The sequence below is a fragment of the Parabacteroides sp. ASF519 genome (genome assembly GCF_000364265.2).
In the GTDB taxonomy this organism is placed as follows: domain Bacteria; phylum Bacteroidota; class Bacteroidia; order Bacteroidales; family Tannerellaceae; genus Parabacteroides; species Parabacteroides goldsteinii.
In genome coordinates this window covers 724,406-750,201 of record NZ_AQFV02000006.1, presented here as the reverse complement: position 1 = coordinate 750,201, position 25,796 = coordinate 724,406, and the positions used below count along the sequence as shown (strand labels likewise).

General features: G+C 43.4%; 20 protein-coding genes. 11 read left to right on the top strand and 9 right to left on the bottom strand.

Annotated elements, in window-relative coordinates; all coding sequences use genetic code 11:
• Window positions 1-142: 142 nt before the first annotated feature.
• From C825_RS02915 to C825_RS02900, 4 genes are all read right to left on the bottom strand, one after another.
• On the bottom strand, window positions 143-850 hold the full coding sequence (locus C825_RS02915; RefSeq protein ID WP_081615922.1) for a lipopolysaccharide kinase InaA family protein: 708 nt from the start codon (window positions 848-850) through the stop codon (window positions 143-145).
• Window positions 847-1,872: a glycosyltransferase family 9 protein gene (locus C825_RS02910; protein WP_010801346.1), complete on the bottom strand. Its 1,026-nt coding sequence runs from the start codon at window positions 1,870-1,872 to the stop codon at window positions 847-849. The genes C825_RS02915 and C825_RS02910 overlap by 4 nt, the downstream gene beginning before the upstream one ends.
• 798 nt (window positions 1,873-2,670) lie before the next feature.
• Complete coding sequence (locus C825_RS02905; RefSeq protein ID WP_009860677.1) at window positions 2,671-3,144, bottom strand: hypothetical protein; 474 nt, start codon at window positions 3,142-3,144, stop codon at window positions 2,671-2,673.
• Between the two features lie 66 nt (window positions 3,145-3,210).
• Window positions 3,211-3,816, bottom strand: coding sequence for a DUF4254 domain-containing protein (locus tag C825_RS02900; RefSeq protein ID WP_009860676.1), 606 nt, complete (start codon window positions 3,814-3,816; stop codon window positions 3,211-3,213).
• Window positions 3,817-3,965: 149 nt separating this feature from the next.
• Here C825_RS02900 and pdxB point away from each other — a divergent pair, with 149 nt between their 5' ends.
• Together pdxB and C825_RS02890 are read left to right on the top strand one after the other, a co-directional pair.
• Window positions 3,966-5,069, top strand: coding sequence for a 4-phosphoerythronate dehydrogenase PdxB (pdxB, locus tag C825_RS02895; RefSeq protein WP_010801345.1), 1,104 nt, complete (start codon window positions 3,966-3,968; stop codon window positions 5,067-5,069).
• Between the two features lie 22 nt (window positions 5,070-5,091).
• Window positions 5,092-6,291 carry an MFS transporter gene (locus C825_RS02890; RefSeq protein ID WP_010801344.1) on the top strand — a complete coding sequence of 400 codons (1,200 nt, stop codon included), beginning with the start codon at window positions 5,092-5,094 and terminating at the stop codon, window positions 6,289-6,291.
• Window positions 6,292-6,299: 8 nt separating this feature from the next.
• Here the strand turns inward: C825_RS02890 and C825_RS02885 are convergent, their stop codons facing one another.
• Window positions 6,300-7,541: a glycosyltransferase gene (locus C825_RS02885; protein ID WP_009860673.1), complete on the bottom strand. Its 1,242-nt coding sequence runs from the start codon at window positions 7,539-7,541 to the stop codon at window positions 6,300-6,302.
• Between the two features lie 413 nt (window positions 7,542-7,954).
• On the opposite strand from C825_RS02885, the gene C825_RS02880 reads away from it, so the two are divergent.
• Complete coding sequence (locus tag C825_RS02880; RefSeq protein WP_010801343.1) at window positions 7,955-9,133, top strand: DUF4925 domain-containing protein; 1,179 nt, start codon at window positions 7,955-7,957, stop codon at window positions 9,131-9,133.
• Between the two features lie 18 nt (window positions 9,134-9,151).
• Entirely contained in the window at window positions 9,152-11,965 is a 2,814-nt protein-coding gene (locus C825_RS02875; RefSeq protein WP_010801342.1) for a TonB-dependent receptor, read from the top strand.
• A gap of 78 nt (window positions 11,966-12,043) precedes the next feature.
• On the opposite strand, the gene purN is transcribed toward C825_RS02875, so the two are convergent.
• Window positions 12,044-12,607, bottom strand: coding sequence for a phosphoribosylglycinamide formyltransferase (gene purN, locus C825_RS02870; protein ID WP_009860669.1), 564 nt, complete (start codon window positions 12,605-12,607; stop codon window positions 12,044-12,046).
• A 154-nt stretch (window positions 12,608-12,761) separates the two neighbouring features.
• On the opposite strand from purN, the gene C825_RS02865 reads away from it, so the two are divergent.
• From C825_RS02865 to rnc, 3 genes are read left to right on the top strand one after another with little or no spacing between them, the layout of a single operon-like run.
• Window positions 12,762-12,998, top strand: a complete 237-nt coding sequence (locus C825_RS02865) for an acyl carrier protein (RefSeq protein ID WP_009860668.1) — start codon at window positions 12,762-12,764, stop codon at window positions 12,996-12,998.
• Window positions 12,999-13,019: 21 nt separating this feature from the next.
• Complete coding sequence (gene fabF / locus C825_RS02860; protein ID WP_009860667.1) at window positions 13,020-14,285, top strand: beta-ketoacyl-ACP synthase II; 1,266 nt, start codon at window positions 13,020-13,022, stop codon at window positions 14,283-14,285.
• A 1-nt stretch (window position 14,286) separates the two neighbouring features.
• Complete coding sequence (gene rnc / locus C825_RS02855; RefSeq protein WP_009860666.1) at window positions 14,287-15,201, top strand: ribonuclease III; 915 nt, start codon at window positions 14,287-14,289, stop codon at window positions 15,199-15,201.
• A gap of 4 nt (window positions 15,202-15,205) precedes the next feature.
• Here the strand turns inward: rnc and C825_RS02850 are convergent, their stop codons facing one another.
• A complete protein-coding gene (locus C825_RS02850; RefSeq protein ID WP_010801341.1) occupies window positions 15,206-16,219 on the bottom strand; it encodes an ATP-dependent 6-phosphofructokinase in 1,014 nt (337 codons plus the stop codon).
• Between the two features lie 81 nt (window positions 16,220-16,300).
• Here C825_RS02850 and C825_RS02845 point away from each other — a divergent pair, with 81 nt between their 5' ends.
• On the top strand, window positions 16,301-17,821 hold the full coding sequence (locus C825_RS02845; RefSeq protein ID WP_044215103.1) for a GH3 auxin-responsive promoter family protein: 1,521 nt from the start codon (window positions 16,301-16,303) through the stop codon (window positions 17,819-17,821).
• Window positions 17,822-17,824: 3 nt separating this feature from the next.
• On the opposite strand, the gene C825_RS02840 is transcribed toward C825_RS02845, so the two are convergent.
• Window positions 17,825-18,586: a phosphatase PAP2 family protein gene (locus C825_RS02840; RefSeq protein WP_010801340.1), complete on the bottom strand. Its 762-nt coding sequence runs from the start codon at window positions 18,584-18,586 to the stop codon at window positions 17,825-17,827.
• 113 nt (window positions 18,587-18,699) lie between these two features.
• Here C825_RS02840 and C825_RS02835 point away from each other — a divergent pair, with 113 nt between their 5' ends.
• Entirely contained in the window at window positions 18,700-19,536 is an 837-nt protein-coding gene (locus tag C825_RS02835; RefSeq protein ID WP_010801339.1) for a copper resistance protein NlpE N-terminal domain-containing protein, read from the top strand.
• A 126-nt stretch (window positions 19,537-19,662) separates the two neighbouring features.
• Window positions 19,663-21,849 (top strand): PAS domain-containing sensor histidine kinase, encoded by a 2,187-nt coding sequence (locus C825_RS02830; protein ID WP_010801338.1) that lies wholly within the window; start codon window positions 19,663-19,665, stop codon window positions 21,847-21,849.
• Window positions 21,850-21,887: 38 nt separating this feature from the next.
• Here C825_RS02830 and C825_RS02825 read toward each other — a convergent pair whose 3' ends face one another.
• Window positions 21,888-23,669, bottom strand: coding sequence for a right-handed parallel beta-helix repeat-containing protein (locus C825_RS02825; RefSeq protein ID WP_044215104.1), 1,782 nt, complete (start codon window positions 23,667-23,669; stop codon window positions 21,888-21,890).
• Between the two features lie 155 nt (window positions 23,670-23,824).
• On the opposite strand from C825_RS02825, the gene C825_RS02820 reads away from it, so the two are divergent.
• On the top strand, window positions 23,825-25,795 hold the full coding sequence (locus C825_RS02820) for a heavy metal translocating P-type ATPase (RefSeq protein ID WP_010801336.1): 1,971 nt from the start codon (window positions 23,825-23,827) through the stop codon (window positions 25,793-25,795).
• Window position 25,796 lies beyond the last annotated feature (1 nt).

Sequence of the window (25,796 nt, the reverse complement as noted above, 5' to 3'; positions counted from 1 at the left end):
CAAAAAGAGAAAACGCCCAATAAAATGCCTTTTTTTTTCATCATATTTTATTTTTAATTATTATGTCAAAGATAAGCCTTTAAACTTACGAAGATTCATCCATTTTACTCTTTTTTTGGTTCTTTTTACATCTATTCAACTCCTATTTTCCCATAAACTGATTCTTATAATATAAAATTCGCTCTACCGCCTTATTTTCATTAAAACCTCTTTCTTTTGCATACGCTCTTGCAATCTCTACATAAGCATCATCTGTCAACCATAAAGGTGCAAAATTTTTATATCCAACCTCCTCTGATACCTTATCAAAACGCATCCTATTAATATCTATTATATCAAAAGAAACATTTCCATCTTTCATACCAAAAAGAACATTCCCAGCAGAATAGTCAAGATGCAAAATGCCCTTCTCATGCATCTGTGCTGTAAATATCCCAAATTCTTTTAATACGGGACGCCGTTCTCCTATCTCTGGAATAAACCAAAATTCTCTCAAATTACGAGTAAACTGAGATTCCAAAGATATATAATAAGAATGAACCAACCCCATTCTATATTGTTCAATATAAGCAACTGGCTCAGGTGTATTTACACCTTTTTCTCCCAATAAAAGAGCATAATGAAAAGAACGAAAAGCTTTCGACCTTCGTAGATTCCCATATACAAAACGATTAACTATATGAGGAGGCGCAAACGATTTTATAACTAAATGCAAATCACCAACCACACATTTACGAAGAATATTACGTCCTTCATAAATCACTAATCCTAAATCATCAAATTGTTCAGGGATAGTTCGAACAAATGAAGCAAGCATATTATACTTAGGATTTATTTCTAATTTCATCATATAACACTCTTAATTATCTCCACAATCATCTCCGGCGTAATCTGTGTCATGCACGCCCAATCCCCCCGGAAACAAGGCTTCTGGCCGAAAACAGAACAGGGACGACAAGGAAGATCGAGTTGAACGGCATTTTTCGGGTCCTGATGATAACCGTAAAATCCGGCATAGGGATGCGTTGCTCCCCAGACCGAAATCACTTTTGTATCGACCAGAGAAGCGAAATGCATATTGGCTGAGTCCATACAAAGCAATACGTCCAACCGGCTGATCAAGGCAAGTTCGTTATCCAGCGAATAACGACCGACAACACTTTTTACACGCGGATACTGGAATGCCCATTGCTCCAAAACAGCTTCTTCATAACCACGACCTCCCAACAGAAAGATCGTATAATCTTCATTTTCCGACAAGCGGGCGACAACCTGTTCCATATCGTCCACCGGATAGATTTTTCCGCGATGCTTGGCAAACGGGGCAATTCCGATCCATTTACCGGTCTTTGTTCCGGCCACGGCTTCCATAGCCGACAAATCGGCCGGCTTCGACTCATAAAGGGATGTGAAAGTTTCCGTATAGTTCAGACCGGCAGCACGGAACACATCGGCATAGCGTTCTATCACCGGACGCAAGGGTTTCAGTTCCTTATGATTACGCTCGGTCAGCCGTTTCCGTTCCTTCCTTGCCTTATCCACAACATAAACCTTTTTCCCTTTTATCCGGAACATACCTCGGATAATCATGGTACGGATCACATTATGCAAATCCAATACGACATCATACTCATACTTGACCAACGCAGAGGCAAACCGGAGCAATCCGCCCAATGTCTTTTCTGCCGCCTTCGTATTGATACCGATCACGTCCACATTTGCCGGACGGTTCATAAAAACAGGTATCAGGAAAGCCTGCGTAAGTACAGTAAACGTATGTTGGGGGTTTGCTTTGGCGGCAGAGTAGATCACTGGAACCGTCATAGCAACATCGCCAATAGCAGAAAGTCTTATAACAAGTATTTTTGCCATGTAATGAATTTAATACATTTTCATGATTCGTAACTTCTATCAATACTGTTCACAAAGATATAAATTATTTCCGGAATAAGTTATCTGAATTCATTACATGCCGTTGTCATATTGTCACGGCAATCATTGTTACGACAGGATATCGTCGTATTTATCAAAATGTCAAATTACCCCTATCGCCAATAAGCTATATGTAGTCCTGACCAGACACAGCGCTTTTTATCTCGCCCAGGAGAAGATAGCAAATATCCTTATTCAGGCTTTCACTATACAAATACAGCTTTTTGATCCATCAATAGTCTATACCCATAAATGATGATATAAAAGATTAAATAAATATATGAATTAGATATTTAAACCCAATACAACTTTTCGTTACATCTGGAATCTAAATCTGCTGTACAGCATAGTTTTTAAAGGAAAAAAGGCTCATCAAAAAAGTTTCACCGACTGAATTTAACAAATATTTCGTCTTAAATAAACTCTCATCTCATTTAAAATGAAAAAAAATTCGTTTTAAACGAGATGACAATTCATTTAAAACGGTGATTGGAAATTCATATAAACAGGCTTAGTGTTAAATATTGTATATCCAGCTATTCTATTTCCATTATTCTGACAGACATTACAGTCACAGCAACCGCTCAAAACAAGACAATAAGATATGTTATTCCTAAAAACAACATCAATTTGCCATCAAGATCATTCAGTATAATTCGCTTTTGCGACAGAGAAAATTATCGAAACCAGGCAAAATACCCATGCAGAGAGTCGCATAACAAGTATTTTTGCAATGAGTTAATTAAATGTTCCGCTATAATAACATCGGGTTAAATAATAGGAAGGTTCATAATAAGCACTTCCATTATAATTATCTATCGTACGGCATATTTTATCATTATATACACGTAAAATAGCATCTGCATAATCCTCCCAGGAATAGAGAGTTGACAACACGAGGCGCATATAAACTTTTCCCATATCCTGCTCGGTCGGAATATGATCGACCAATGCCGGATTGACATTTGTCACATCATAATTACCTTCCTGCAACCGGAATTCATCAATCAAACGTTCAACGACAGCCTGCTGGTTTTCGCTGTGCATAACATTTGCCAGGGATAATTTCTCGGCCAGCGCCTGTTTCCCCATACAATTCACGACATACCGGTTCGGCTGTTTCAAACGACGTGCAATACGTTCAATCAGGCTACAGACATAGAAAACATCCTCTTTCGTTATTACTTCATCCGGAAAGAATACATTTTTCATAACTCGTAACTCCTTTCATATATTAACGACTCCAGTGCTGCTGCCATGATATACTTTCATTCCGTTTTATTTTTTCCCGTACAACACAGGGTTTAATGCCGGGTCATTGTACATTTTCATTTGTTTATACACCTTCATGTACTTACGTCCGGCTTTAATATCAGCCAGTAGCTGGTCCAAAGCCGTTGACAGGTCAACCTTCTGTTCCAGCAACACGTTCAGCTTTTCTTCACATTTCGTTTTATGCTCGGGAGTTGCATCGGGACGGCTAACCTCTTCGGCCATATGATAAATCTTCAATGTCAGGATAGACAACCGGTCGACCGCCCATGCCGGACTTTCCGTATTGATCGTCGCATCCGGCAATACTTTCACTTCTTTGTATTTATCCAGAAAGAAACTGTCGATCAATTCCACCAAGTCGGTACGATCCTGATTAGACTTGTCTATACGGCGTTTGATAGCCACTGCCTCCACCGGATCGATTGCCGGATTACGGATGATATCTTCCAGATGCCACTGTACCGCATCAATCCAGTTTTTCAAATAAAGATAAAACTCTATACTTTTTACCTCATACGGATTATGCATGGTTGCATCCACATCATCAGAAACATGATACGCTTTCGTAGCCTGTTCAAATATCCGGTAACACTGTTCGCTGAAATTCATAAATAATCGTTTTGCTTTCTGTAAATACTGTTGACAAAGGTAGAAAATCTTTTTCGATAATCTATCAATGGATATGCTGATTTCAAGCCATCACCTACCAGTCTATTCCGCAAATAATCTCTATCTTTGCCCTGCAAAAAGCATATAAAATGAAAATAGTAGCTGACAACACGGTCCCATACCTAAAAGGCGTAGCCGAACCAATCGCAGAAATAAAATACCTCAACTCAAACGAGTTTACTCCTTCAACCATCCACGACGCAGATGCTCTCATTGTACGAAGCATCGACAAATGTACGCGCGAATTGCTCCAAGGTAGCCGTGTCAAACTGATCACTACAGCGACTATCGGCTTCGATCATATCGACATAAAATATTGTGATGAAGCAGGTATCACCTGGAAAAATGCACCTGGCTGCAATGCTGTCTCGGTTGCACAATACGTATTGGCTTCACTTATCACGATAGCCCTTCGCAGAGGAGAAACGCTTCAAGGAAAAACGATCGGGATAGTCGGTGTAGGGCATGTCGGGAAAGAACTGGAAAAACTGTGTACGGCTTACGGTTTACATATCTTGCGTAATGACCCGCCACGAGCAGAAGAAGAGGGAGCGGCAGGATTCGTTTCGCTGGATACGATCGCAGAAGAAGCTGATATCATCACCTTCCATACACCATTGACAAAAGAAGGACCTTTTGCAACCCGTCACCTTGCCAACGAAGTTTTTTTCAACAAAACACGTAAAAAGCCCTGGTTTGTAAATGCTTCAAGAGGAGCTGTACACGATACGACGGCATTGATAAAAGCTCTGAAATCAGGAAAAATCAGCGAAGCAGTGATAGATTGCTGGGAAAACGAACCGGCGATCGACCGGGAACTGTTAAGTCTTACAGCCGTTGCCACCCCCCATATTGCCGGATTCTCCGCTGATGGCAAAGCCAACGGGACTCGTACCTGCCTGGAAAACATCGAACGTTTCTTCGGTGTGAAAATAGAGAAATTAAGAGAAGTTATGCCGTCAGAGCCTACCGACCCTGTTATCGATCTCGCCGGAGTGACGGAACATCGTATCGAACACGCAATACTTAAAAGTTTTAGTCCGCTTGGTGTAGACAGAGCATTGAGGGAAACGCCGGAAAAGTTCGAATGGTTCCGGGCAAATTATCATCATCCCCGGGAGTTTGCCGCTTATACGGTAAAGAATGCGACAACAGAAGAGAGGGAACTTTTTGATAAGTTAGGTTTCAAATAATACCATTCTACTATTCACTGCTATGACGAAAGACAAGTTATTATCACCCGGTTTTTGCTACATATTAACGGCTAATTTTCTGCTGTTTTTTGCATTTTACCTGATACTGCCAATCCTGCCCTTCTATTTACAGGAACGGTTTATGACGGATAAGTCGATGATCGGGTTTATTCTGTCCTGTTATACGATAGCCTGTCTTTGTATCCGTCCGTTTTCCGGATATCTGCTGGATACCTTTGCCCGTCGCCCGTTATATCTGTTAGCGTATGCCATATTCATGGTTATCTTCGCCGGATATATGATTGCCAGCGTGTTGAGTATTTTCATTGTGCTGCGTATTCTTCACGGATTCGCATTCGGGATGGTCACGGTATCGGGTAATACGATCGTGATCGACATTCTTCCTTCTTCACGTCGTGGCGAAGGAATTGGATATTACGGGATGGCGAATAATCTGGCAATGAGTTTCGGTCCGATGATCGGATTGTTCATGCATAACAGTTTCAGTTATGAAGTGATTTTCAGTTGCTCGCTGGTTTCCTGCTTCTTGGGATTTATCATGGCTTATCTGGTTAAAACGCCTTACAAGCAACCGGTAAAGAAAGAACCGATTTCGCTCGACCGCTTCTTCCTGGTAAAAGGCCTTTGGGCAGGAATATCACTACTAATGCTTTCCATTCCTTACGGGATGACAACCACCTATGTGGCAATGTATGCCGACGAGATCGGTATATCTGTCAATTCAGGACTTTATTTCACCTTTATGGCGATCGGACTCGCGACTTCCAGGCTGTTTTCCGGCCGGCAAGTAGATAAAGGGCGTATCACACTGGTTATTACATTGGGGATGTATCTGGCATGTGCCAGTTTCTTTGCGCTCGCTTCCCTCGATGCATTGATGAAATGGAATCCGACGTTCACTTCCTATTTATATATAGCCATCGCTTTATCACAAGGTGTTGCTTTCGGAACCATGTTCCCGGCATTCAACACCCTGTTTGTCAATCTGGCACCCAACAGCCAGCGCGGAACGGCAACTTCCACCTACCTCACTAGCTGGGATGTCGGTATCGGAATCGGATTAATGATCGGCGGAAGTATCGCACAGGAATTCGGTGGATTCAACCACGCTTATCTGTTTGGAGCCTGCCTGACAGTTTTATCCACTTTCTTTTTTATCTTCAAGGCTGGACCACATTTCAACAAGAACAAACTGCGGTAAAAAACGGGTTATCGTGCCAAAGATTCTATATAATTACAGATGTTTTCGATTCCTTTTTCACTTTCAATTTGCTCACTGAGCATCGCTGCATTCTTTTTATATTCGGGATTGCTGATCAAGTCACCCATTTTTTGCTCCAGTTCACTTTCCGATACCTTTGCGATCTTCACTCTTTCCGGGCCGACTCCGAGCACCTGGACCCGATACCCCCAATAAGGCTGATCCAGAAGTAAAGGAGTGATCAGCTGAGGTTTCCCGGCACGTGCCACACTATGCGTCGTTCCGCTTCCACCATGATGAATCACGGCGTCGCAATGAGGGAAAATCAGATGATGCGGAATCGGCTTTTGCATCAGGAACAATTGTTCATTCCCCTGCAACGTCTCTCCGGTCTTTGCCCAACCTGAACCGACCACCAGCCGGTATTGCTTCCGTTTGCAGATACGGGCCAGCATACCGCAAAAGCGCTCCCGGTCGTTCGATGTACAGCTACCTAACGTAAAAAAGAGAACCGGTGTCTGTTCCTTTTTGATAAAAGCCATCAATTCCTGATAAGCCTCTTCATCATATTCAAAGGTATCATTGAAACAATACCCGCCTATATTCCAGCGAAAACGTTTGTCCCAGACGGGATCGGTATGTCCCAGATATCGACTGTACAATAAGAAGTTATCACTATTCTTTGCGGCATCCTCCCCAAAGTTACTGATTGGAGCCAATCCGTATTTCCGACGGTTCTTGTTTATCGTATCCTTCACCATATAGTTGGATACCCGGTTCATCATCAGCCAAAGCAATTTAGGTGTAATGATCGGATTGGGTTTCGGATAAGGAAAAGCAGGAGGCGGCATTTTCTCGCCCGGAAGAAAAGGTGCAAAAGAAGTGCGGACGAACGGCTTCTTGCAATACGCGGCAATCCCCGTAGCGGCAAATTCAGTATTAGCAGCTACAAGAACATCGTTCTGTTCCAAAAGCGGAATTACCTGCACAAACTGTTTGTCTATCGCCTCGCGCGTCCACTCGACAATCCTTTTAAAACTCTGTTTATTCTCGGCTGCGTCGGCCATCATCCCGCCAATATTATCAAAATCCTGCAAAACGACTTTTACAGGATATTTCTTTGCCATTTCCTCAAAAACATGGGGAATATTTACCGTTACCTCATGACCCCGTTTAACCAACTCGCGGGCTACAGCCAGATAAGGCAGTACATCACCTTGCGATCCTCTTGTTACAAGCAGTATTTTCATTCTTCAATATTTTACACGTAGTTTTTTCATCACAAATCAGACTTCTTTGCCTTCTTTGCTATCCGGGAGACATTGTTCTTTTACCTCACAAGCCTCACTTACCTTTTTACCTGCTACCTTCCTTTTAAAAAGCATCCGGACCAAAAAGGCTAAAAATCCTAACAATATACTCATTAACATAATGAGAGCAAAGAAAGGAGATATAAACATATCCGTCAATGTCTATTTTTCACATTCGATATTCTATTATTAATAATGTCATTTTACCATACACTAATATACAGATAGTTATTACACCTCCGAAATGTCGATTCTTAATAATGGAATATTGATTCTGAAAGATAGCTATTGTTTGGTACAAAGTTATATCAGTACTTTGTATCATCAAAATTAAACAATAAAAAGAAAAGTAAATGAACAAGTATTTATTGCGCAACTTTCTTTATGTTATCTGCATGGTCCCCTTCCTGTTTGCCTGCGATGACAATGATGATGAGGGCGGTTCCGAATTAAACGGAATCTATTCCAATAAGTTGAGTACACCGGAAGGTGGCAATACACTGAACCTGACTTACAGTGGACGTGAGTTCATCGGTAAGGACGTCTCTTTCAAACTAACCGGTAACAATGCGGCAACCATTACACTGCATTACGTCCTCCCCGGGGAAGCCGCAACATTGCTGGAGAACGTAGCAGTTACTTCCGGAAGCAACAGTTACTCTTTTTCAGGAAACGGAACCGGAAACAACGGCACTACTTTCGCTTACAGAGGGAATGTTGAAAAAGGCAAGATGACATTCGATCTGACCGATGTAAAAATCGCATCGAACCAACTGACTTCAAATGGGACATGGTATCCGGTGCAAGGTGGGGAATCTATTGAAACAGACCCTGTTTTGGGAGAATATACTTTGATGCGCCATGCCTTTCATATGGTAACTGACAATGCTCTTCTGGGACAGGTAGTTCCCATACTGGAGCCTATTGCAGGAAACCTGATCTGCTGGTTTATCAATGAAGTCTCTTTCAATCCGGATGGCAATATCACAGCCCGCTACGCCACCATGCCGGAAGGCAAAGCTATCGGAGACTTGATAAATACTCCCCCGAACAGAAAAGAGAGCGAATGGCTCACTTCGCCGATCAACCTGGCTTCTTATTATGTAAAAGACGACTCGGAACTTTATATAGTCCCCAACATCGATATGATTCTTTACCAGATTCAACAGAATAAGACTAAGGCAGACGGCGGCCTCGACGCTTCCGTTATCGCAGCCATTTACCAGCAGCTTAATAAATGGAGTACTACCGGTATCCGGATGAATATCCGCAAAAATTCGGAAGCCCCTTACAGCAGCATGGGCGGACAAATCGCTTATAAGGGAGATATATTCCTATATCTGGATAAAGATGAAATTGCAGCTTTCCTTCCGCTGTTACCCTTAATAAAAGATCTTCTGCCGGAAGAAATAATTGGCGGACCAATGGGACCGATGATAACATCTTTGCTTGAAATGCTTGCCAGTAGCCTGCAACAAACAAAAACACTGGAACTAGGCATGATGCTAAGCAAACAAAAGGAGATACAATAATAAATAAAGAGTACAGACATGAAAAAATATACAATACTATTTTTACTTGCCTTCCTGACCGGTCCTGCTTTCGGACAGATCATGAAAGGATTCGTATATGACAAGGAGACCAATGAGCCATTGGCAGGAGTCAATATTACCTATAAAAGGATCACGGGAGAAACAAACGGTACAATTTCCGAAGCAGACGGTTCTTATCAGATCAACCTTCCGGAAGGGGGTGTCGACCTGCTGTTCAGTTACATCGGTTATGAGAACGAACAGGTCCCGGTAGTAATCAACCGGAATGAAACGAAGACAAGAAATATATTCATGCAGGTAAAAGCCAACCTGTTGGGAGATGTGGTAGTCAGTGCCGGACGTTTTGAACAAAAACTAAGCAATGTCACCGTCTCCATGGATTTACTGAAGGCCGAAGATATTACCAAGCAAGCGCCAACCGACCTGAGTGCCACACTGAATACAATGCCGGGAGTCGATATCAACGACAAACAGCCTTCTATCCGTGGCGGTAACGGCTGGACCTACGGCGTCGGTTCACGAAGCCTTGTGCTGATCGACGGAATGAGTGCGCTTACTTCGGGTACAGGAATCATTAACTGGAATATCGTTCCGCTGGAAAATATCGAACAGGTAGAAGTTATGAAAGGGGCCTCTTCCGTACTGTACGGTTCGTCTGCCCTGAACGGTGTAATCAACATCCGGACCAAACGGCCAAGCCTGACACCGGTAACGACCTTGCGTGCTTATTTAGGTATTTACGGCGATCCCGACAACGAGGAATACCGGTGGAGCGACAAATCTTTTTGGAAAGAAGGTAAATATGAGGTAGAGCCATTCCTGCGTAAAAACGTATTCTCCGGTATCCGCAACCCGATTTATGAAGGGATAGACTTCTCACATGCCCGCCGCATCGGAAACTTCGACGTATCGGCCGGACTGAATATGTTTACCGACGAAGGATATAAAAAACAAGGTTACAACAAACGGTTTCGTGCCGGCGGTAACCTGACTTACCATCAGCCGATGAAAGACGGCAATTTGCTGAACTATGGTTTCAACGTAAACTTCATGAGTGACAAATATGCCGATTTCTTCCTCTGGCGTTCGCCGAAAGATGTTTATGAACCGTCTCCCATTGCCAATATGGGACGCGAAGCAAATACTTTCTACATCGACCCGTTCTTTAATTTTACAAACCCGAATAATAATACCTCCCACAAGGTAAAGGCCCGCTTCTATTACCGCGGTGACAATATTGCAGACGGCTCGAACAGCGGGAAGTCGATCACGGACATTTTGGGAAATATGGGTACTGATGTCAATGCCATTACCGGTATTGTGCAAAACGTACAAAACGGCGATTACAGCATGCTCTATCCAATCATCCAGCCGGCTTTGCAAGGCGACCTTAACGGACTGGTAAACGGAACAACCAATCTGCTGGGAAGTATTTTCCCGACAGCGACTACAGCCGATTACTGCGACCTGCTTTCATGGGTGATGAAACGTGGTATTCCTAGCAGTACCTCCGACCTGATCCCTTGGTTGTCCAATGCGATCAACCCGAAAGCTGACCCGGTAACCATCGACAAGAATTATACGTATTATCTGGATTACCAGTTCAACAAAAAATGGGACAACGGTACACAGATCACAGCCGGAGCCACTTACGAACATATGCGAAGCACCTCTGTAACGACAGGCAATCACGATAGCGACAATGCAGCCCTGTTCTTCCAGTATGACCAACGCTTTTTCGACCGCCTGAGCGTATCTGCCGGTATGCGCGCCGAATATTATCGTGTGGATGATTTTCTTCGTGAAGCCGACACAAAGATATTCGGAGCTAAAGTACCTGTCAAACCTATCTTCCGTGCAGGTTTGAATTACCAACTGGCTGATTACAGCTTTATCCGGGCCAGTTTCGGACAAGGCTATCGTTATCCTTCTCTGACCGAGAAATATGCCCGCAAGGATATCGGTGGAGTCGGTGTATTCCCGAACAATGAAGTAAAGGCAGAAAAAGGGGTAAATGCAGAACTGGGGGTCAAACAAGGATATAAATTCGGTAATCTGATGGGATTCTTCGATGTGGCCGGTTTCTATACGCAATATACGGACATGATCGAATTCCGTTTCGGCTTCTTCGACCCCAACTCTTATGCCTATGCCAACAGCACGCAGGAAATCCTGGGTATCATTGCCAAAGGTCAGATGCCGGGTATCGGTGCACAATTCTACAATGTATCCAAAGCACGCATCTATGGGGCAGAGATAAGTACAAACGGTTTCTACAACTTCAATCCCGACACCAAGTTATCTTATAACCTGGGATATGTTTTCATCGAACCCGAGGATATCGATTACAAGGAAAAGAATGAAATCGAAGCACAATATAACGACCCTCTCCGTGCCAAGGAAAAATCCAACGACTCCAAATATCTGAAATATCGTCAGAAACACACGGTGAAAGGTGTGCTTGATCTCCAGTGGAAACGCCTGAACCTGGGTATGAATGTGACTTGGAAAAGTAAGATGCTGGCAGTCGATTATCTGATGGTAGACGAACGCGAAAAAGAACAGCCGGATGCCATGGAGTATATCCGTCAGCTGCTGTATGGAAATATCGGCGGAGAAACGCTTAATACATACTGGAAAGAAAAGAATACGGACTATTGTGTAGTCGACCTGCGTGCCGGCGTAAAGATAACGAAAGACGTATCATTCCAGTTTATGATCAACAATCTTTTTAATAAAGAATATTGCACACGCCCGATGCTGGTATTGGCACCACGTACTTATGTGATGCAATTGAACATGACATTCTGATTAAACCACTAATAGATGAAAAGCCCTGCCGGATCAAGAAATTACCGGTAGGGCTTAATTTTTTATACCTTTTTCTTACTATTTCAATAAGTCATCAATCACATGCGGATAATGAGCATATTCCAATGCATGCACTTTAGTAGCCACTTCTTCAGGGGTATCGGCAGGCAACACCTCACATTTAGCCTGGAAAATGATATCACCTTCATCGTAATTCTCATTTATATAATGTATCGTTATGCCTGACTCTTTCTCGCCGGCAGCAACGACAGCCTCATGCACATGCATCCCATACATTCCCTTTCCGCCATGTTTAGGTAACAGAGCCGGATGAATATTGATGATTTTACCCGGATAAGCTGTCAGTAACGCATCTGAAATCTTATTCATAAAACCAGCCAGAACAATCAAATCGATCTGATATTCCGCCAGTTTCGCCAAAATGGGGGTTCCTTCCACAAATTCGTCGCGGGAAAACACAAAAGACGGAATTCCCAGATTATTGACGCGTGCATGAACGCCCACATTCTTATTATTGGACAAAACAACCGCGACTTTAACGGTTTCACTTTTAGAGAAGTACCGGGCGATATTTTCCGCGTTTGTACCCGAACCGGAGGCAAAAATTGCTACGTTTTTCATATTTTCCTATGTTTTAGTGCACACGAAAAGAAAAAATGTGCAGTTTTCCGCATTTTTAGTGCATTAAATTTGTTTTGTAACATAAAAAATTCTTTTCTTTGCACTGCAAATTTAAAAAGTATATTCGTATTTATTAATCTAAATTGAAAAAGTTATGTCTGAAGTTGCATCTAGAGTAAAGGCTATCATCGTTGACAAATTAAGTGTTGAAGAAACAGAAGTTACAAACGAAGCGAGCTTTACTAATGATTTAGGAGCAGACTCTCTTGACACTGTAGAATTGATTATGGAATTCGAAAAAGAATTCGGTATCTCAATTCCTGATGATCAGGCAGAAAAGATTACAACAGTAGGCGATGCAGTCGCTTATATCGAAGCTAACGCGAAGTAATCAATCCTTTTAATTAAAGGTATGGAATTAAAAAGAGTTGTAGTAACAGGTCTTGGAGCCATTACTCCTCTTGGTAATACCCTCGCAGAAACCTGGGAGGGCCTTATCAACGGGAAGAGTGGAGCGGGACCTATTACTCATTTTGATGCATCAAAATTTAAAACGCACTTTGCCTGCGAAGTTAAAGGTTTTGATCCCTTAGAGGTGATGGACCGTAAGGAAGCTCGCAAATGCGACCGCTATAGTTTATTGGCTATCAGCGCAGCCAAACAGGCTGTTGCAGATGCAGCTATGGACTTGGAGAATGAGAATAAAGATCGTATCGGTGTTATTTTCGCTGCCGGAATCGGTGGTATCAGGACTTTTGAAGAAGAAGTTGCCGGTTATGAAAAAACAAAAGACACCATCGGTCCGAAATTCAACCCGTTCTTCATTCCTAAAATGATTGCAGATATTGCAGCAGGACATATTTCAATGATGTACGGTTTCCGTGGTCCGAACTTTGCGACTGTTTCAGCATGTGCATCTTCAACCAATGCTATTGCCGATGCTTTCAATTACATTCGCTTAGGAAAAGCAAATGCAATTGTTACAGGTGGTGCAGAAGCTGCTATTGCGGCTCCCGGTCTTGGCGGTTTTAATGCGATGAACGCCCTTTCAACCCGAAACGAATCACCGGAAACAGCTTCGCGCCCATTCAGCGCAAGTCGTGACGGATTTGTAATGGGTGAAGGTGCAGCCTGTCTGATTCTTGAAGAGATGGAACATGCATTGGCCAGAGGCGCTAAGATCTATGGTGAAATTGTTGGTGCAGGTATGTCGGCAGACGCTTACCACCTGACAGCTTCTCATCCGGAAGGTCTGGGTGCAAAACTGGTGATGAAGAATGCTCTTGAAGACGCAGAGATGAAACCGGAAGAGATAGACTATATCAATGTTCACGGCACTTCTACCCCGGTAGGAGACATCTCGGAAGCGAAAGCTATTCTGGATGTATTCGGCGAACATGCCTATAAGCTGAACATCAGTTCAACGAAGTCTATGACTGGACACTTACTGGGTGCAGCCGGAGCATTGGAAGCAATTGCTTGTATTATGGCTGTTAATGAAGATATTGTTCCTCCGACCATCAATCATGAAGAAGGAGACAATGATCCTGAAATCGATTACAATCTGAACTTCACGTTCAATAAAGCACAAAAAAGAACGGTTAACGCAGCACTGTCCAATACCTTCGGGTTCGGTGGTCACAATGCCAGCATGATTGTAAAAAAATTTGTGAAGTAAAGTGTTTACACAATTATACAAAAAGATAAGGCTCCTCAAACATAAGAATAAGGAGCCTTATTCTTCTTTATATAAAATACTGGGATTTTACCCCGATAACATCCACGTTTACGAACAGGCTTTCCTGCACAAATCTTCCTCTGTGGAAGCCAGCGATGGAAAATGGCTGAACAACGAACGACTGGAGTTCTTGGGTGATGCCGTATTGGATGCCGTCGTGGCAGACATTGTATACAAACATTTTCAAAATAAACGGGAAGGTTTCCTGACCAACACCCGTTCCAAAATCGTTCAACGCGAAACACTCAACCGCGTAGCCGTTGAACTGGGACTCGACAAGATGGTTGTCTACTCAGCCAAACTGAGTTCTCACAATAATCATATGTATGGCAATGCATTGGAAGCACTGATCGGAGCAATCTATCTGGATCAGGGATACCGTATGTGTTATCATTTTGTAGAAGATGTAATCATCAATAAATACATCGACCTGGATAATATCGCCCGTAAAGAAGTAAACTTCAAATCCAGTCTGATAGAATGGAGCCAGAAAAACAAACTGGAAATTACATTCGAATTGATAGAATCGTTCACCGACAATGACGGTAATCCGGTCTTCCAAACGGGCGTCACACTGGCCGACACACAAATAGGCGTCGGTATCGGTTATTCCAAAAAAGAGTCACAGCAGAACGCTGCTAAGATGGCAATCAAGAAATTGCGTACGGATAAAGTATTCCAGCAATTCATTTCCGAACTGAAAAAGAAACAGACCGGCGAAACAACTGCCGAACATGAGTTTGAAGATCTTCCGGAGGAAGATTCGGCAACGGAGCAGGAACAGGCTCCGGTCAAGCAAGTGACCAATAACAACCCGCAGTGTATCGATGCCACAATCAATGAAGAAGTCCGGTAATTAATTACTTACCGAACGAAATCCCCATTCTTTCTCCCTGAACGATCAGGTCGTGCTCCGGAGTGACCAGTTTTAATTTACCAGCCACTTCCGACAAGGCTATCGATTCCACATTATTTCCTTTCATGCAGACCATACGCCCGAATTGACGGTTGGCAATCAATTCCGTCGCATGTCCTCCCAGGCGGGTAGCCAGGTTACGGTCGAAAGGGGAAGGATTACCGCCACGCTGGATATATCCCAGCACCGTATCACGAGATTCTATTCCGGTTGCCGCCTCAATTGCACGGGTGATATAATCGGAAGGACGCTTCTTATCGGGCGTTTCCACTCCTTCGGCAACAACAACAATCGAATAGGGTTTGCCACGATGGGCACGGTCGAGAATCGTCTGGTTTACTTTGTCCATATCATATCCCAGTTCGGGAAGCAGTATCACATCCGCTCCTCCCGCCATTCCGGCATAAAGAGCAATCCATCCGGCATGATGCCCCATAACTTCCACTACCATAACCCGTTTATGCGAACTGGCAGTAGAATGCAAACGATCGATCGCATCCGTCGCAATATTGACAGCCGTATCGAAACCGAACGTTATATCCGTTCCCCATACATCATTATCGATTGTTTTAGGAACGCCAATAATATTCAGACCAAGGGCAGAAAGCATTCCGGCTGTCTTCTGTGTACCGTTTCCACCGATACAGACCAGACAGTCTAATCCTAATTCTTCATAATTCTGTATAATAACCTGAGGTTTTTCACTTTCACCGGAGGCAAGTAATTTACGGAATGGTTTCTCGCGGGAAGTACCCAGGATCGTTCCGCCCAGGTTCAGGATACCGGAAAGACTACGTTCGTCGAACGATTGAATATCTTTGTTCAACAAGCCAACAAAACCACTATGAATTCCGACCACTTCCATACCATAATGCATTATGGCAGTTTTACCGACACCACGAATCGTTGCGTTTATACCGGGACAATCACCTCCCGAAGAAAGGATACCTATTTTCATTGTTTTGTTAATTATGTATACGACAAAGATATAAATAAAAAGAGAATGCCTACATTTGCAACCGATACAAATAAAAAGAGCATGGATATTTTAACAAATACAATATCACTACTCTTCCGCCCCCGTCAAAAGGAGATAGAAAAATATGGGCAGGAGACCGACCGGCTGCAACGCAAGCAGCTACGGTCGTTATTATCGGCAGCCCGCAACACGGAATGGGGGTTGAAATATGATTATAAAAGTATCAAAAGATATGAAGATTTCTGCCAGCGTGTCCCGTTGCAGATATATGACGACATAAAACCTTACGTCACACGGATGATTAATGGAGAAAGGAACATACTCTGGCCTTCGGTAGTCAAGTGGTACGCCAAAAGCAGTGGCACCACGAACGACAAGAGTAAATTCCTTCCCGTCACTCCGGAAATATTGCAGGGCTGTCACTACAAAGGTGGTTTCGACACGGTTGCCCTCTATCTGAGAAATAATCCGGAAAGTCATTTTTTCTCCAAAAAAGGATTGATTCTGGGCGGTAGCCACAGTCCTTCTCCTCTAAATCAAAAATCCCATTGCGGCGACCTGTCCGCAGTTCTGCTACAGAACCTGAATCCGCTGGTCAACCTGATGCGTGTTCCGGCTAAACGGATTATTCTGATGGATGAATGGGAAAGCAAAATAAAAGCGATCGTAGACAGTACGTGGAATAAGGATGTAAACAGTCTTTCCGGTGTTCCTTCATGGATGCTGGTATTAATCAAGTCTGTTCTGAAAAAGACCGGACGGGACTATCTGACCGAAGTCTGGCCCAATATGGAAGTATTTTTCCATGGAGGTATCAGCTTCGAACCTTACCGGGAACAATATAAAGCCCTCATTCCTTCGGACAAGATGCATTATATGGAAACGTACAATGCTTCAGAAGGATTTTTCGGCATACAGGATGATCCGGCGGATCAGAGTTTGCTGTTGATGCAAGATTACGGTGTATTCTACGAGTTTATCCCTATGTCGGAAGTCGGTATGCCCAATCCGACCATTCTGCCGCTGGAAGCAGTGGAAACAGGAAAAAACTACGCGATGGTCATCACGACCTCCGGCGGACTATGGCGTTATCAGATTGGAGATACGGTGCGTTTTACCTCTCTTTTCCCACATAAATTCGTTATTTCAGGAAGAACCAAGCATTATATCAATGCTTTCGGAGAGGAATTGATGGTAGATAATGCCGACAAAGCGATCAGTAAGGTCAGCCGGCAGACCGGAGCTATCGTCAAAGAATATACAGCAGCCCCTCTTTTTATGCTCGACAAGGCGAAAGGCCGTCATCAATGGTTTATCGAATTTGAAAAGATGCCTCCTTCCATGGAAGAGTTCGCTTCATTACTGGATAAAACATTACAGGAATTAAACTCGGACTATGAGGCCAAACGTTACAAGGAAATATCTCTTCAACCGCTGGAAATCACAATCGCCCATGAAGGTGCCTTCTACGAATGGCTCAAAGAAAAAGGTAAATTAGGCGGCCAGCACAAAATTCCACGCCTCAGCAACGATCGGACACATATCGAACAATTACTGGCTATCAATAAGCAGTTATCCTGATTATCAAAACGAATAAGAGAAATAAACACCTCCTCCCTGCTCATTAAAGGTCGGAGCAATCACCATATTTTGAGCTGCTTTGCGGTTTATCTTATGGGCAATGGCGTTACGAATAGGGAAATAGGTGAGATAAGCCAGTTCGACAGACAAAATACCGAATCCGGCCCCAGCGACGACATCGGCTACCCAATGCCGGTTATTATATAATCTGGAACCCGCAACAAAAAGGGCCAGGGCATATCCTGAATAAGCCAATACAGGACTGCTATCCTTAAACTCCTTATAGGCCATATGCGCCCCTAAAAAAGCATTCGCCGTATGTCCGGAAGGAAAAGAATACGGGCCTCCGTCCGGACGTATTTCTTTTACCGTATATTTTAAGGTGCGTGTCATAACGGCATTCATCCCTTCCGCCAGAGTGACAAGGAAAAGCTGATCCACCCAGTTATGCTTTTCTTTCCCCATCAGGTCGCAGACAAATACCCAACCCAGCATCCCCCACTCCATATAATCATCGAGATGAATTTTCTTAACATCGCTTTTCCGTGAGAAAAGATGAAAATCATTCATACCGTCAATAGCCGTACCCACTGCCCCGACTGTAATCAGCGAAGCCGGAAGTATCAGATGTTTCGCATTGAATTTGTACTCGATAACAGGCATCTTCTGTTTTAAACTGTCAGACAACACTGTTTCATTCTGCGCACAGAGAGGCGACAGATATGCTATTATCAGAAAAATTACAGTAAAAAGAGCTGTTCTCATTCCTTGCAGGCTTTATCTTTTATTCAAGCCACAAAGGAACAAAAAATAACTTATCTTTGTTTCTTATAGTGTAATGATATCCGTTTATAAACAAATTAAAAACATTCATTCTGATGAAAAGAACAAACAACGGGCCTATCCTATCCGCCCTTATCCTTTGCACAGGCCTTCTTTTTTCCTGTGGACAACAGAAAGCGAAACAAGAATCCCAGGCTGAAAACGAATCTGCCGAAATGGTTGGAAATGATAAAGATGAACACGGTTGCATTGCTTCTGCCGGTTATACCTGGTCGGAAGTGCAACAAAATTGCATCCGCCTTTTTGAATCGGGAATACGACTGGAAGCCACCGATGGTAAATCATCCGCTTATATCGTTTTCAGTCCGGACTCATTAAAAGCTGAGTTATTTTTCTCAAACGGTACACCGAATGAAATACTCAACCGCCGCTCGCTTCCCGCCGGAGGTTATGCCTGGAATATAGAAGACGATGACACTAAGAATATACGTTTCGAAGATGGTATATGGACAATTAGCCAGCGCCAAAAAGAAATATACCGGCAAGACAAGGCGGAAAGCGATGACTCCCTGGGTAAAATGCAAACGCTCACTTATGAAGGTGAGTTGCCTTGCGCCGACTGCCCGGGCATCCGTTACGACCTGACAATCCGTAGTCGTGAACATAGCGGTGATGGTACGTTCTCTCTTTCACAGACTTACCTGGAAGCCGAAGACGGTAAAGATGCAACATTCGTCACTACCGGCAAACGGCTTACATTACGTGGAATACCCGGAGACGACAATGCCACCGTCTGGCAGTTAATTTCCGATAATGGCGATGAAAGGATGAATTTCCTTTGCGAGAATGATTCTACAATCACTTTGATTGGAGATGATTTCAAAAAAGCAGAATCCGGACTGAACTATAGTTTAAAACGAATAAAGAAGTAATTCTCCCGTACGCACTAAAAGTTGTGAATTTCATCGGGTTTTAATATATTCTATTCTATTTTTTTAATCAGAGAGAAATATATTCAGTAACTTTGCCGACCGGTCAACCTCCGAAATTTATAGGCTATGGCGAATGATGAAAACTCTCTGACAGGCATGAAGCAGTTCCTGGAACTCCTTCCTGATACAGTTTTAATAGTTAATAAAGAAGGTTTTATTGAAGACCTGCTTAATTATCAGCCCGAAATATCTTTGTTCCTTACGCCTCAACAGCAAAAAGGGCAAACTATCCGGGAGCTGTTCTGCTACAAGAATTTAAGAGGTGATTCCGGAAACGAACTCCTGAATGCATTTCTGGATACGATGGAAACGCGTAAATCGAATATAATTCATTACGAAGTTGAAAATGAAGGTCATATTGGTTATGCCGAAGGATATATAATTCCTTTCGAAGATTATACTTTCGGCATATTCCGAAACATGACCAAACGGGTAGAAGCCCAGCTAGAGACTATCAATGAAAAGAACAAACTGACAATGGCCTTAAAAGCCGGAAACCTGTCGGTATGGTCTTATCTCCCCGAAAGCGACTCCTTCGATTTATCTGATGAAAATACGGTGCCACAGCCGGGAATGAAACTATGGGATGTCACCAAACAACTGGTTCCCGAGGACAGAGAACGTCATGTCAAACTGGTCACTGACATTGTTGAAGAGAAACACGAACAAAGCATCGAACAATTCCGCCTGTTAACACCGGAAGGAGAAATACGCTGGTATGAGATTTATTCAATGGGCATACGTGGAGAGAACGGGAAGATAGACCGTCTAATCGGTACCCAAAAAGATATCACAGACCAGAAAAATAAGGTGCAGGAACTGATAGAGAATCGTCAGCAGCGTGATTTACTCCTGCAAATCACAAATATGATTATCTGGGAATATGATAATCAGACCGGCATATTTTCTTCTGCCGGAGAATCCGTATTTTTCAATCAGGATACGACAACAAGAGATATTTATAAAGCAATTGCCCCCGAACATCAGGAAACCTATTTAAAAGCATTCGACGACATTCTGAATAAACGTTCCGAATTTTTGAATATTCAATTCTGCATAAAAGATCTTAACAGTTCATACCGATGGGTCAGGCTGATCGCCAAAGTATCCAAATATGATAAGAATGGAAATGTTCATAAACTGATCGGGACACGCGAAGATATAACGGAAGAGATAGAGCGGGAACAAAAGCTGCGCAACTATATACAACGTAGCGAACTGGCAATCCAGGCCGCTAATATTATCCAATGGGATCTGGATATCAAGACACAGGAATATACCCGGCTGTATCCTGATCCGGTCGCTCCCGGAAACTTCATCCGGGGATCATTCAATTTCACGGTTCACCCGGACGACCGTCTTATTTTACAACAGGAACAGGATAAACGTATCCGCGAATGTAAAGGATACAGCAACCTGCATTTACGGATCATGCTGGACGGAGACACGGATTACCGCTGGACAAATACCTTCTCCGTTCCGCTTGAATATTATCCTGACGGAAGTATTAAAAGCGTAACAGGTCTTCTGATCGATATCACACATATTGAAAAAGTAGAAGAAGGCAACCGGATGAAAATGGCTTTCCTTGCTAATATGAGCCATGAAATACGGACACCGTTGAATGCCATTGTCGGCTTCTCCCAGCTTCTCGCCCAGACAGATGATCATGAGGATAAAGATGAATTTATCCGGATTATCGAAGAAAACAACGATTTGTTACTACAGATTATCAACGACATACTCGACATATCCAAAATCGATGCGGGGAAAATGACCTTTAACTACAGTGATTTTGATATTACAGAAGTCATTGCTGATTTGAAGCAGGTCTATGATTCGCACTTACCATCACAGGTAAAACTTATCTGTAACCTGCCTTATAAAAGGTACATTATCCATTCCGAAAAGAACAGGCTGATACAGGTAATCACCAACTTACTGAACAATGCAGCCAAATTCACCTCGGAAGGCTCGATTACAATCGGTTATGAAGTCATTCCAAACGGATTATCTTTCTATGTTTCCGATACAGGAAAAGGGATAGACAAAGAGAATTTAAACCATGTATTTGAACGGTTTGCCAAATTCGACAAGTTCGTCCCCGGAACCGGGCTCGGCTTATCTATCTGCCAAATGATTGTCAACAAGCTGGGCGGAGAAATGTCTGTTGAATCGGAATTAGGGAAAGGAAGTACGTTCCGGTTTACAATAGCATGTGATATAAAATCATCAGACCTTCTCAAAAAATAGATTTTGAAAAGGTCTGACAATGCTATTCAAAAGGCAGATTAATTCTCTACCTTCACATCGCGCTTCTCGTCGAAGCCGCCGTCAAACTGATTATCCTTGATCTCTGAGTGAATCACACGCTGGAGGAAGAAACGGTGTTTGTTCCAGTGGAAAGCCGGATATTGATTATTCTGTTTGATTGTGTTGTTACGAAAAATCAGACCGTCTACCGATTTAGCATACAGGATCGGGGCATCGAATGTTTCAAACTCGTTATTCTCAATGACTATATTACTATGGAAATACTTTTTCTGGTCTTTCAGGTCGGGTATTTCCGGATAGATGGAAATAACGGCATTCGTGAACTGGAACATATTCGTCAATGAATTGATGAATTTATTGTTACGAATCTCCACATCATGGCAGGCACCGGTCTCAAACCAACCATTACAGTCACCACAGAGCAGAATGGCCGTACCGGATGTATGGTCGAACACATTCTTTTCAACAATCGTTTTCTTCGGCGTGCTGAACAGGGAACCACGGGCACGGTTATTACGGATTACGTTGTCTGCAAAATAAACTTCAGGAGTCCACTCCAAATTCTCGACACCGAATGTTCCTTTCTCACTGATAGCCGGATCAATCGGTTTCTCAAAAACAATCTCAAACACTTTAGCTCCGTGGGCACTTGGCTTATCCAACGCTTTGATGGCGGAAACCTTATTCGGGTCGCCGATTATCTCCATTGTTTTTGAGTCGATAAACTGTACGGCATTCCCTGAGAATCCCCATTCAAAGCCATAGCTTTGCGGATGCATATATTCACCTACCAGCGTTTTATCATCTACACGTTTCTGGATTTTCAGATAAGTTCCGTGTACATTGATGGCGTCGTCCATCATACCTTCGTACAAGCCGCCTACAGAAACGATTTTTCCTTTACAACCGGAGAAATGAGTGGCATCTGCCTGCGTCGTGAAGTAACGGGGATCGTTATCACCACGAAGACATACGGAGAATTTATCCAGTGTGATATTCTCACTCATCTGCGCCAGTAATCCCATACCTTCTGCATAATGAACCCGGATATTTTCAAGTGTTGTATTCGTATCATAAGAAACAAAGATACCCGGTGTCGGACGTCCCCAGCCGCGCATGGCAACAACTGTCCCCGGAATCAGTTTCTTGTTATTCCATTTGGTTGATTTAAGCACGCGGGGAGAAACTTCCGATACGCCTTTAGAACCTACAGCAATATCGCTGGTTGTATAAACGAGGCGTTTGGTATCTCCTTCAAAAGCGATGCCCCAGGCCGGAGCATGCTCCCAACCTTCACCTTTGGCATAAAATACACTGTCACGAATTTCATATTCCACCCAGGGAGCCACCTCATAGGTAATGGCACCGGCAACCGTATCGTTCTCCAATATCTTTACCTGGCTGATATGCGGATTCTCAAAGTCGATACTAAAATTCTTCAAGGTACAGTTTTCCGAATTAATCAATGAAACAGGTAACATACGGCCATGAAAAATCAATTCCGAACCTTGTGCATCGAAAATGATATTCTTCATGTTCTCAAAAGGCAATCCCACCAGCTTCGGATTATCCTGGTCGTGGTTGGAGATAAAATACTCCTTTTGCGCTGCACCTTCGGGATAGAAATCATAGCGACCTTTAGGGAGTACGATTGTTATCGTATCATCGCCTGTATGGGAAGCGGCTATCTGTTCCAAAGCCTTCGCCATCAAAGGGGAAGCATTATCTTTCTTGTCGGGAGTCAGGCCAAAGTTCGACAAGTCATACTGATTCTTTGTCTGGGAGCAGGAACAGAGCATGGCCAGACAGCAAAAAATACCAATAAAAGTCCGAGAGTTTTTCATATTATTCATTTTCTAAACATTAACCCGACAAATATACGGATTCTTTGCAACTTTGTTGCACCTCATAACACCTACCTTTGTATCAGGAAAATAAATAAAACATGACAGATATGGGACATTGCAGTTGTAATCATTGCCATACGGAACGTAAAAGAAAAATTTCGCCTTATCCTCTTCCGGCAATTTCCTTCGGGATGCTACTGGGAGGAATTGCGATGCAGGTAGCGGAGGCCGGATTCTTCGACCAGACCGCTCAATTTATATGGTATGCACTCGCTTATCTGCTGGTTGGACTTCCGGTGATGAAAGAGGCGATTGAAAGTATTCGCGAAAAAGAAATATTCAGTGAATTCACGCTTATGTGTATCGCTACACTCGGCGCATTCTATATCGGGGAATATCCGGAAGGTGTGGCTGTTATGTTATTCTATTCCGTCGGCGAACAGTTTCAGGAAAATGCATTGTCGAAGGCCCGTAAAAATATCAGTGCGCTGCTCGACGTCCGGCCCGAAACAGCAGTTGTTATTCGTGATAACGAACGTGTCCCGTTAGCTCCGGCCGATGTAATTCCGGGAGAAATCATAGAGGTGAAAGCCGGAGAAAGAGTTCCTCTCGATGGTAAATTACTCAGCGGAGCCGCTTCCTTCAACACCGCAGCACTTACGGGAGAAAGCGTTCCGCGTACGATTAGTCCGAATGAAAATGTCTTGGCCGGAATGATTGTGACCGATAAGGTAATCCGGCTGGAAGTAACCAAACCATATAACCAAAGCGCCCTGGCACGTATTCTTGAACTGGTGCAGAATGCATCCGAACGGAAAGCACCGGCCGAACTGTTTATCCGGAAATTTGCCCGCATTTATACACCAATCGTAACCGGACTGGCTTTTCTGATTGTCCTTATACCTTATCTTTATTCACTGGTACAGCCGGACTTCCTGTTCATCTTTAACGAATGGTTATACCGTGCGCTGGTATTTCTTGTTATCTCTTGCCCCTGTGCATTGGTTATCAGCATTCCACTGGGATATTTCGGAGGGATCGGAGCAGCTTCGCGGCAGGGAATCTTGTTTAAAGGAGGTAACTATCTCGACGCCGTCACCAAGATAAATACGGTCGTATTCGACAAGACAGGTACGCTCACCAAAGGAATCTTTGAAGTACGGAGCCTCTCTACGGAAAATAACATTCCTGAAAAAGAACTGCTCCGAGTCATTGCTTCCGTCGAAAGCCGGAGTAACCACCCTATTGCCAAAGCGATCCTGGCATACGCCCAAGAGCAGCAGGTAACAATCGACATAACCATCGATACGACCGAACTGCCAGGTTACGGATTAAAAGCAATAGTCGACGGGAAGGAAGTATTAGTAGGTAACCCCCGTCTGTTGGACTCGGAAGGAGTTTTGTTTCCTCCTAATGAAACAACTGTTTCACCATATAGAAACAACTGTTTCATTAGGAGGAAACAGAATTCGGATACCGTGGTTGTCTGTGCGATCGACCGGCAATACGCCGGTTATATCCTGCTTGCCGATACGCCCAAAGAAGATGCAGTGGAAGCTATCAAACAATTAAAAGACTTAAATATTAATAACCTGGAAATATTATCAGGTGATAAACAAATTATTGTTTCTAAATTAGCTACACAATTGGGGATTCCCCGGGCCTACGGCGACCTGCTGCCGGAAGGAAAGGTCGCCCACCTGGAAGCATTGAAGCAGAACAAAACAAACAAAATCGCTTTCGTCGGCGACGGGATAAACGATGCGCCAGTCCTTGCATTAAGCGACATAGGCATTGCCATGGGAGGCCTCGGAAGCGATGCCGCCATCGAAACGGCCGACGTCGTAATACAGACCGACCAGCCCAGCAAAGTGGCAACGGCGATCTGCATCGGAAAGTTTACACGTACTATCGTGTGGCAAAACATAGCATTGGCCTTCGGTGTCAAACTGATTGTTCTGATGCTGGGAGCCGGAGGAATTGCTACCATGTGGGAAGCGGTTTTTGCCGATGTCGGTGTTGCTTTGCTGGCAATCCTCAATGCCGTACGAATATTAAAGACGACTAAAACAGATTGAT

Excerpts from the sequence above, each read along its gene's own strand:
- C825_RS02890 (WP_010801344.1), top strand. The coding sequence starts at position 5,092 with ATGACGAAAGACAAGTTATTATCACCCGGTTTTTGCTACATATTAACG.
- C825_RS02820 (WP_010801336.1), top strand. The coding sequence starts at position 23,825 with ATGGGACATTGCAGTTGTAATCATTGCCATACGGAACGTAAAAGAAAA.
- fabF (WP_009860667.1), top strand. The coding sequence starts at position 13,020 with ATGGAATTAAAAAGAGTTGTAGTAACAGGTCTTGGAGCCATTACTCCT.
- C825_RS02830 (WP_010801338.1), top strand. The coding sequence starts at position 19,663 with ATGGCGAATGATGAAAACTCTCTGACAGGCATGAAGCAGTTCCTGGAA.
- pdxB (WP_010801345.1), top strand. The coding sequence starts at position 3,966 with ATGAAAATAGTAGCTGACAACACGGTCCCATACCTAAAAGGCGTAGCC.
- C825_RS02865 (WP_009860668.1), top strand. The coding sequence starts at position 12,762 with ATGTCTGAAGTTGCATCTAGAGTAAAGGCTATCATCGTTGACAAATTA.
- C825_RS02850 (WP_010801341.1), bottom strand. The coding sequence starts at position 16,219 with ATGAAAATAGGTATCCTTTCTTCGGGAGGTGATTGTCCCGGTATAAAC.
- C825_RS02885 (WP_009860673.1), bottom strand. The coding sequence starts at position 7,541 with ATGAAAATACTGCTTGTAACAAGAGGATCGCAAGGTGATGTACTGCCT.
- C825_RS02835 (WP_010801339.1), top strand. The coding sequence starts at position 18,700 with ATGAAAAGAACAAACAACGGGCCTATCCTATCCGCCCTTATCCTTTGC.
- purN (WP_009860669.1), bottom strand. The coding sequence starts at position 12,607 with ATGAAAAACGTAGCAATTTTTGCCTCCGGTTCGGGTACAAACGCGGAA.
- C825_RS02845 (WP_044215103.1), top strand. The coding sequence starts at position 16,301 with ATGGATATTTTAACAAATACAATATCACTACTCTTCCGCCCCCGTCAA.
- C825_RS02880 (WP_010801343.1), top strand. The coding sequence starts at position 7,955 with ATGAACAAGTATTTATTGCGCAACTTTCTTTATGTTATCTGCATGGTC.
- C825_RS02905 (WP_009860677.1), bottom strand. The coding sequence starts at position 3,144 with ATGAAAAATGTATTCTTTCCGGATGAAGTAATAACGAAAGAGGATGTT.
- C825_RS02875 (WP_010801342.1), top strand. The coding sequence starts at position 9,152 with ATGAAAAAATATACAATACTATTTTTACTTGCCTTCCTGACCGGTCCT.
- C825_RS02900 (WP_009860676.1), bottom strand. The coding sequence starts at position 3,816 with ATGAATTTCAGCGAACAGTGTTACCGGATATTTGAACAGGCTACGAAA.
- C825_RS02910 (WP_010801346.1), bottom strand. The coding sequence starts at position 1,872 with ATGGCAAAAATACTTGTTATAAGACTTTCTGCTATTGGCGATGTTGCT.
- C825_RS02840 (WP_010801340.1), bottom strand. The coding sequence starts at position 18,586 with ATGAGAACAGCTCTTTTTACTGTAATTTTTCTGATAATAGCATATCTG.
- C825_RS02825 (WP_044215104.1), bottom strand. The coding sequence starts at position 23,669 with ATGCTCTGTTCCTGCTCCCAGACAAAGAATCAGTATGACTTGTCGAAC.
- C825_RS02915 (WP_081615922.1), bottom strand. The coding sequence starts at position 850 with ATGATGAAATTAGAAATAAATCCTAAGTATAATATGCTTGCTTCATTT.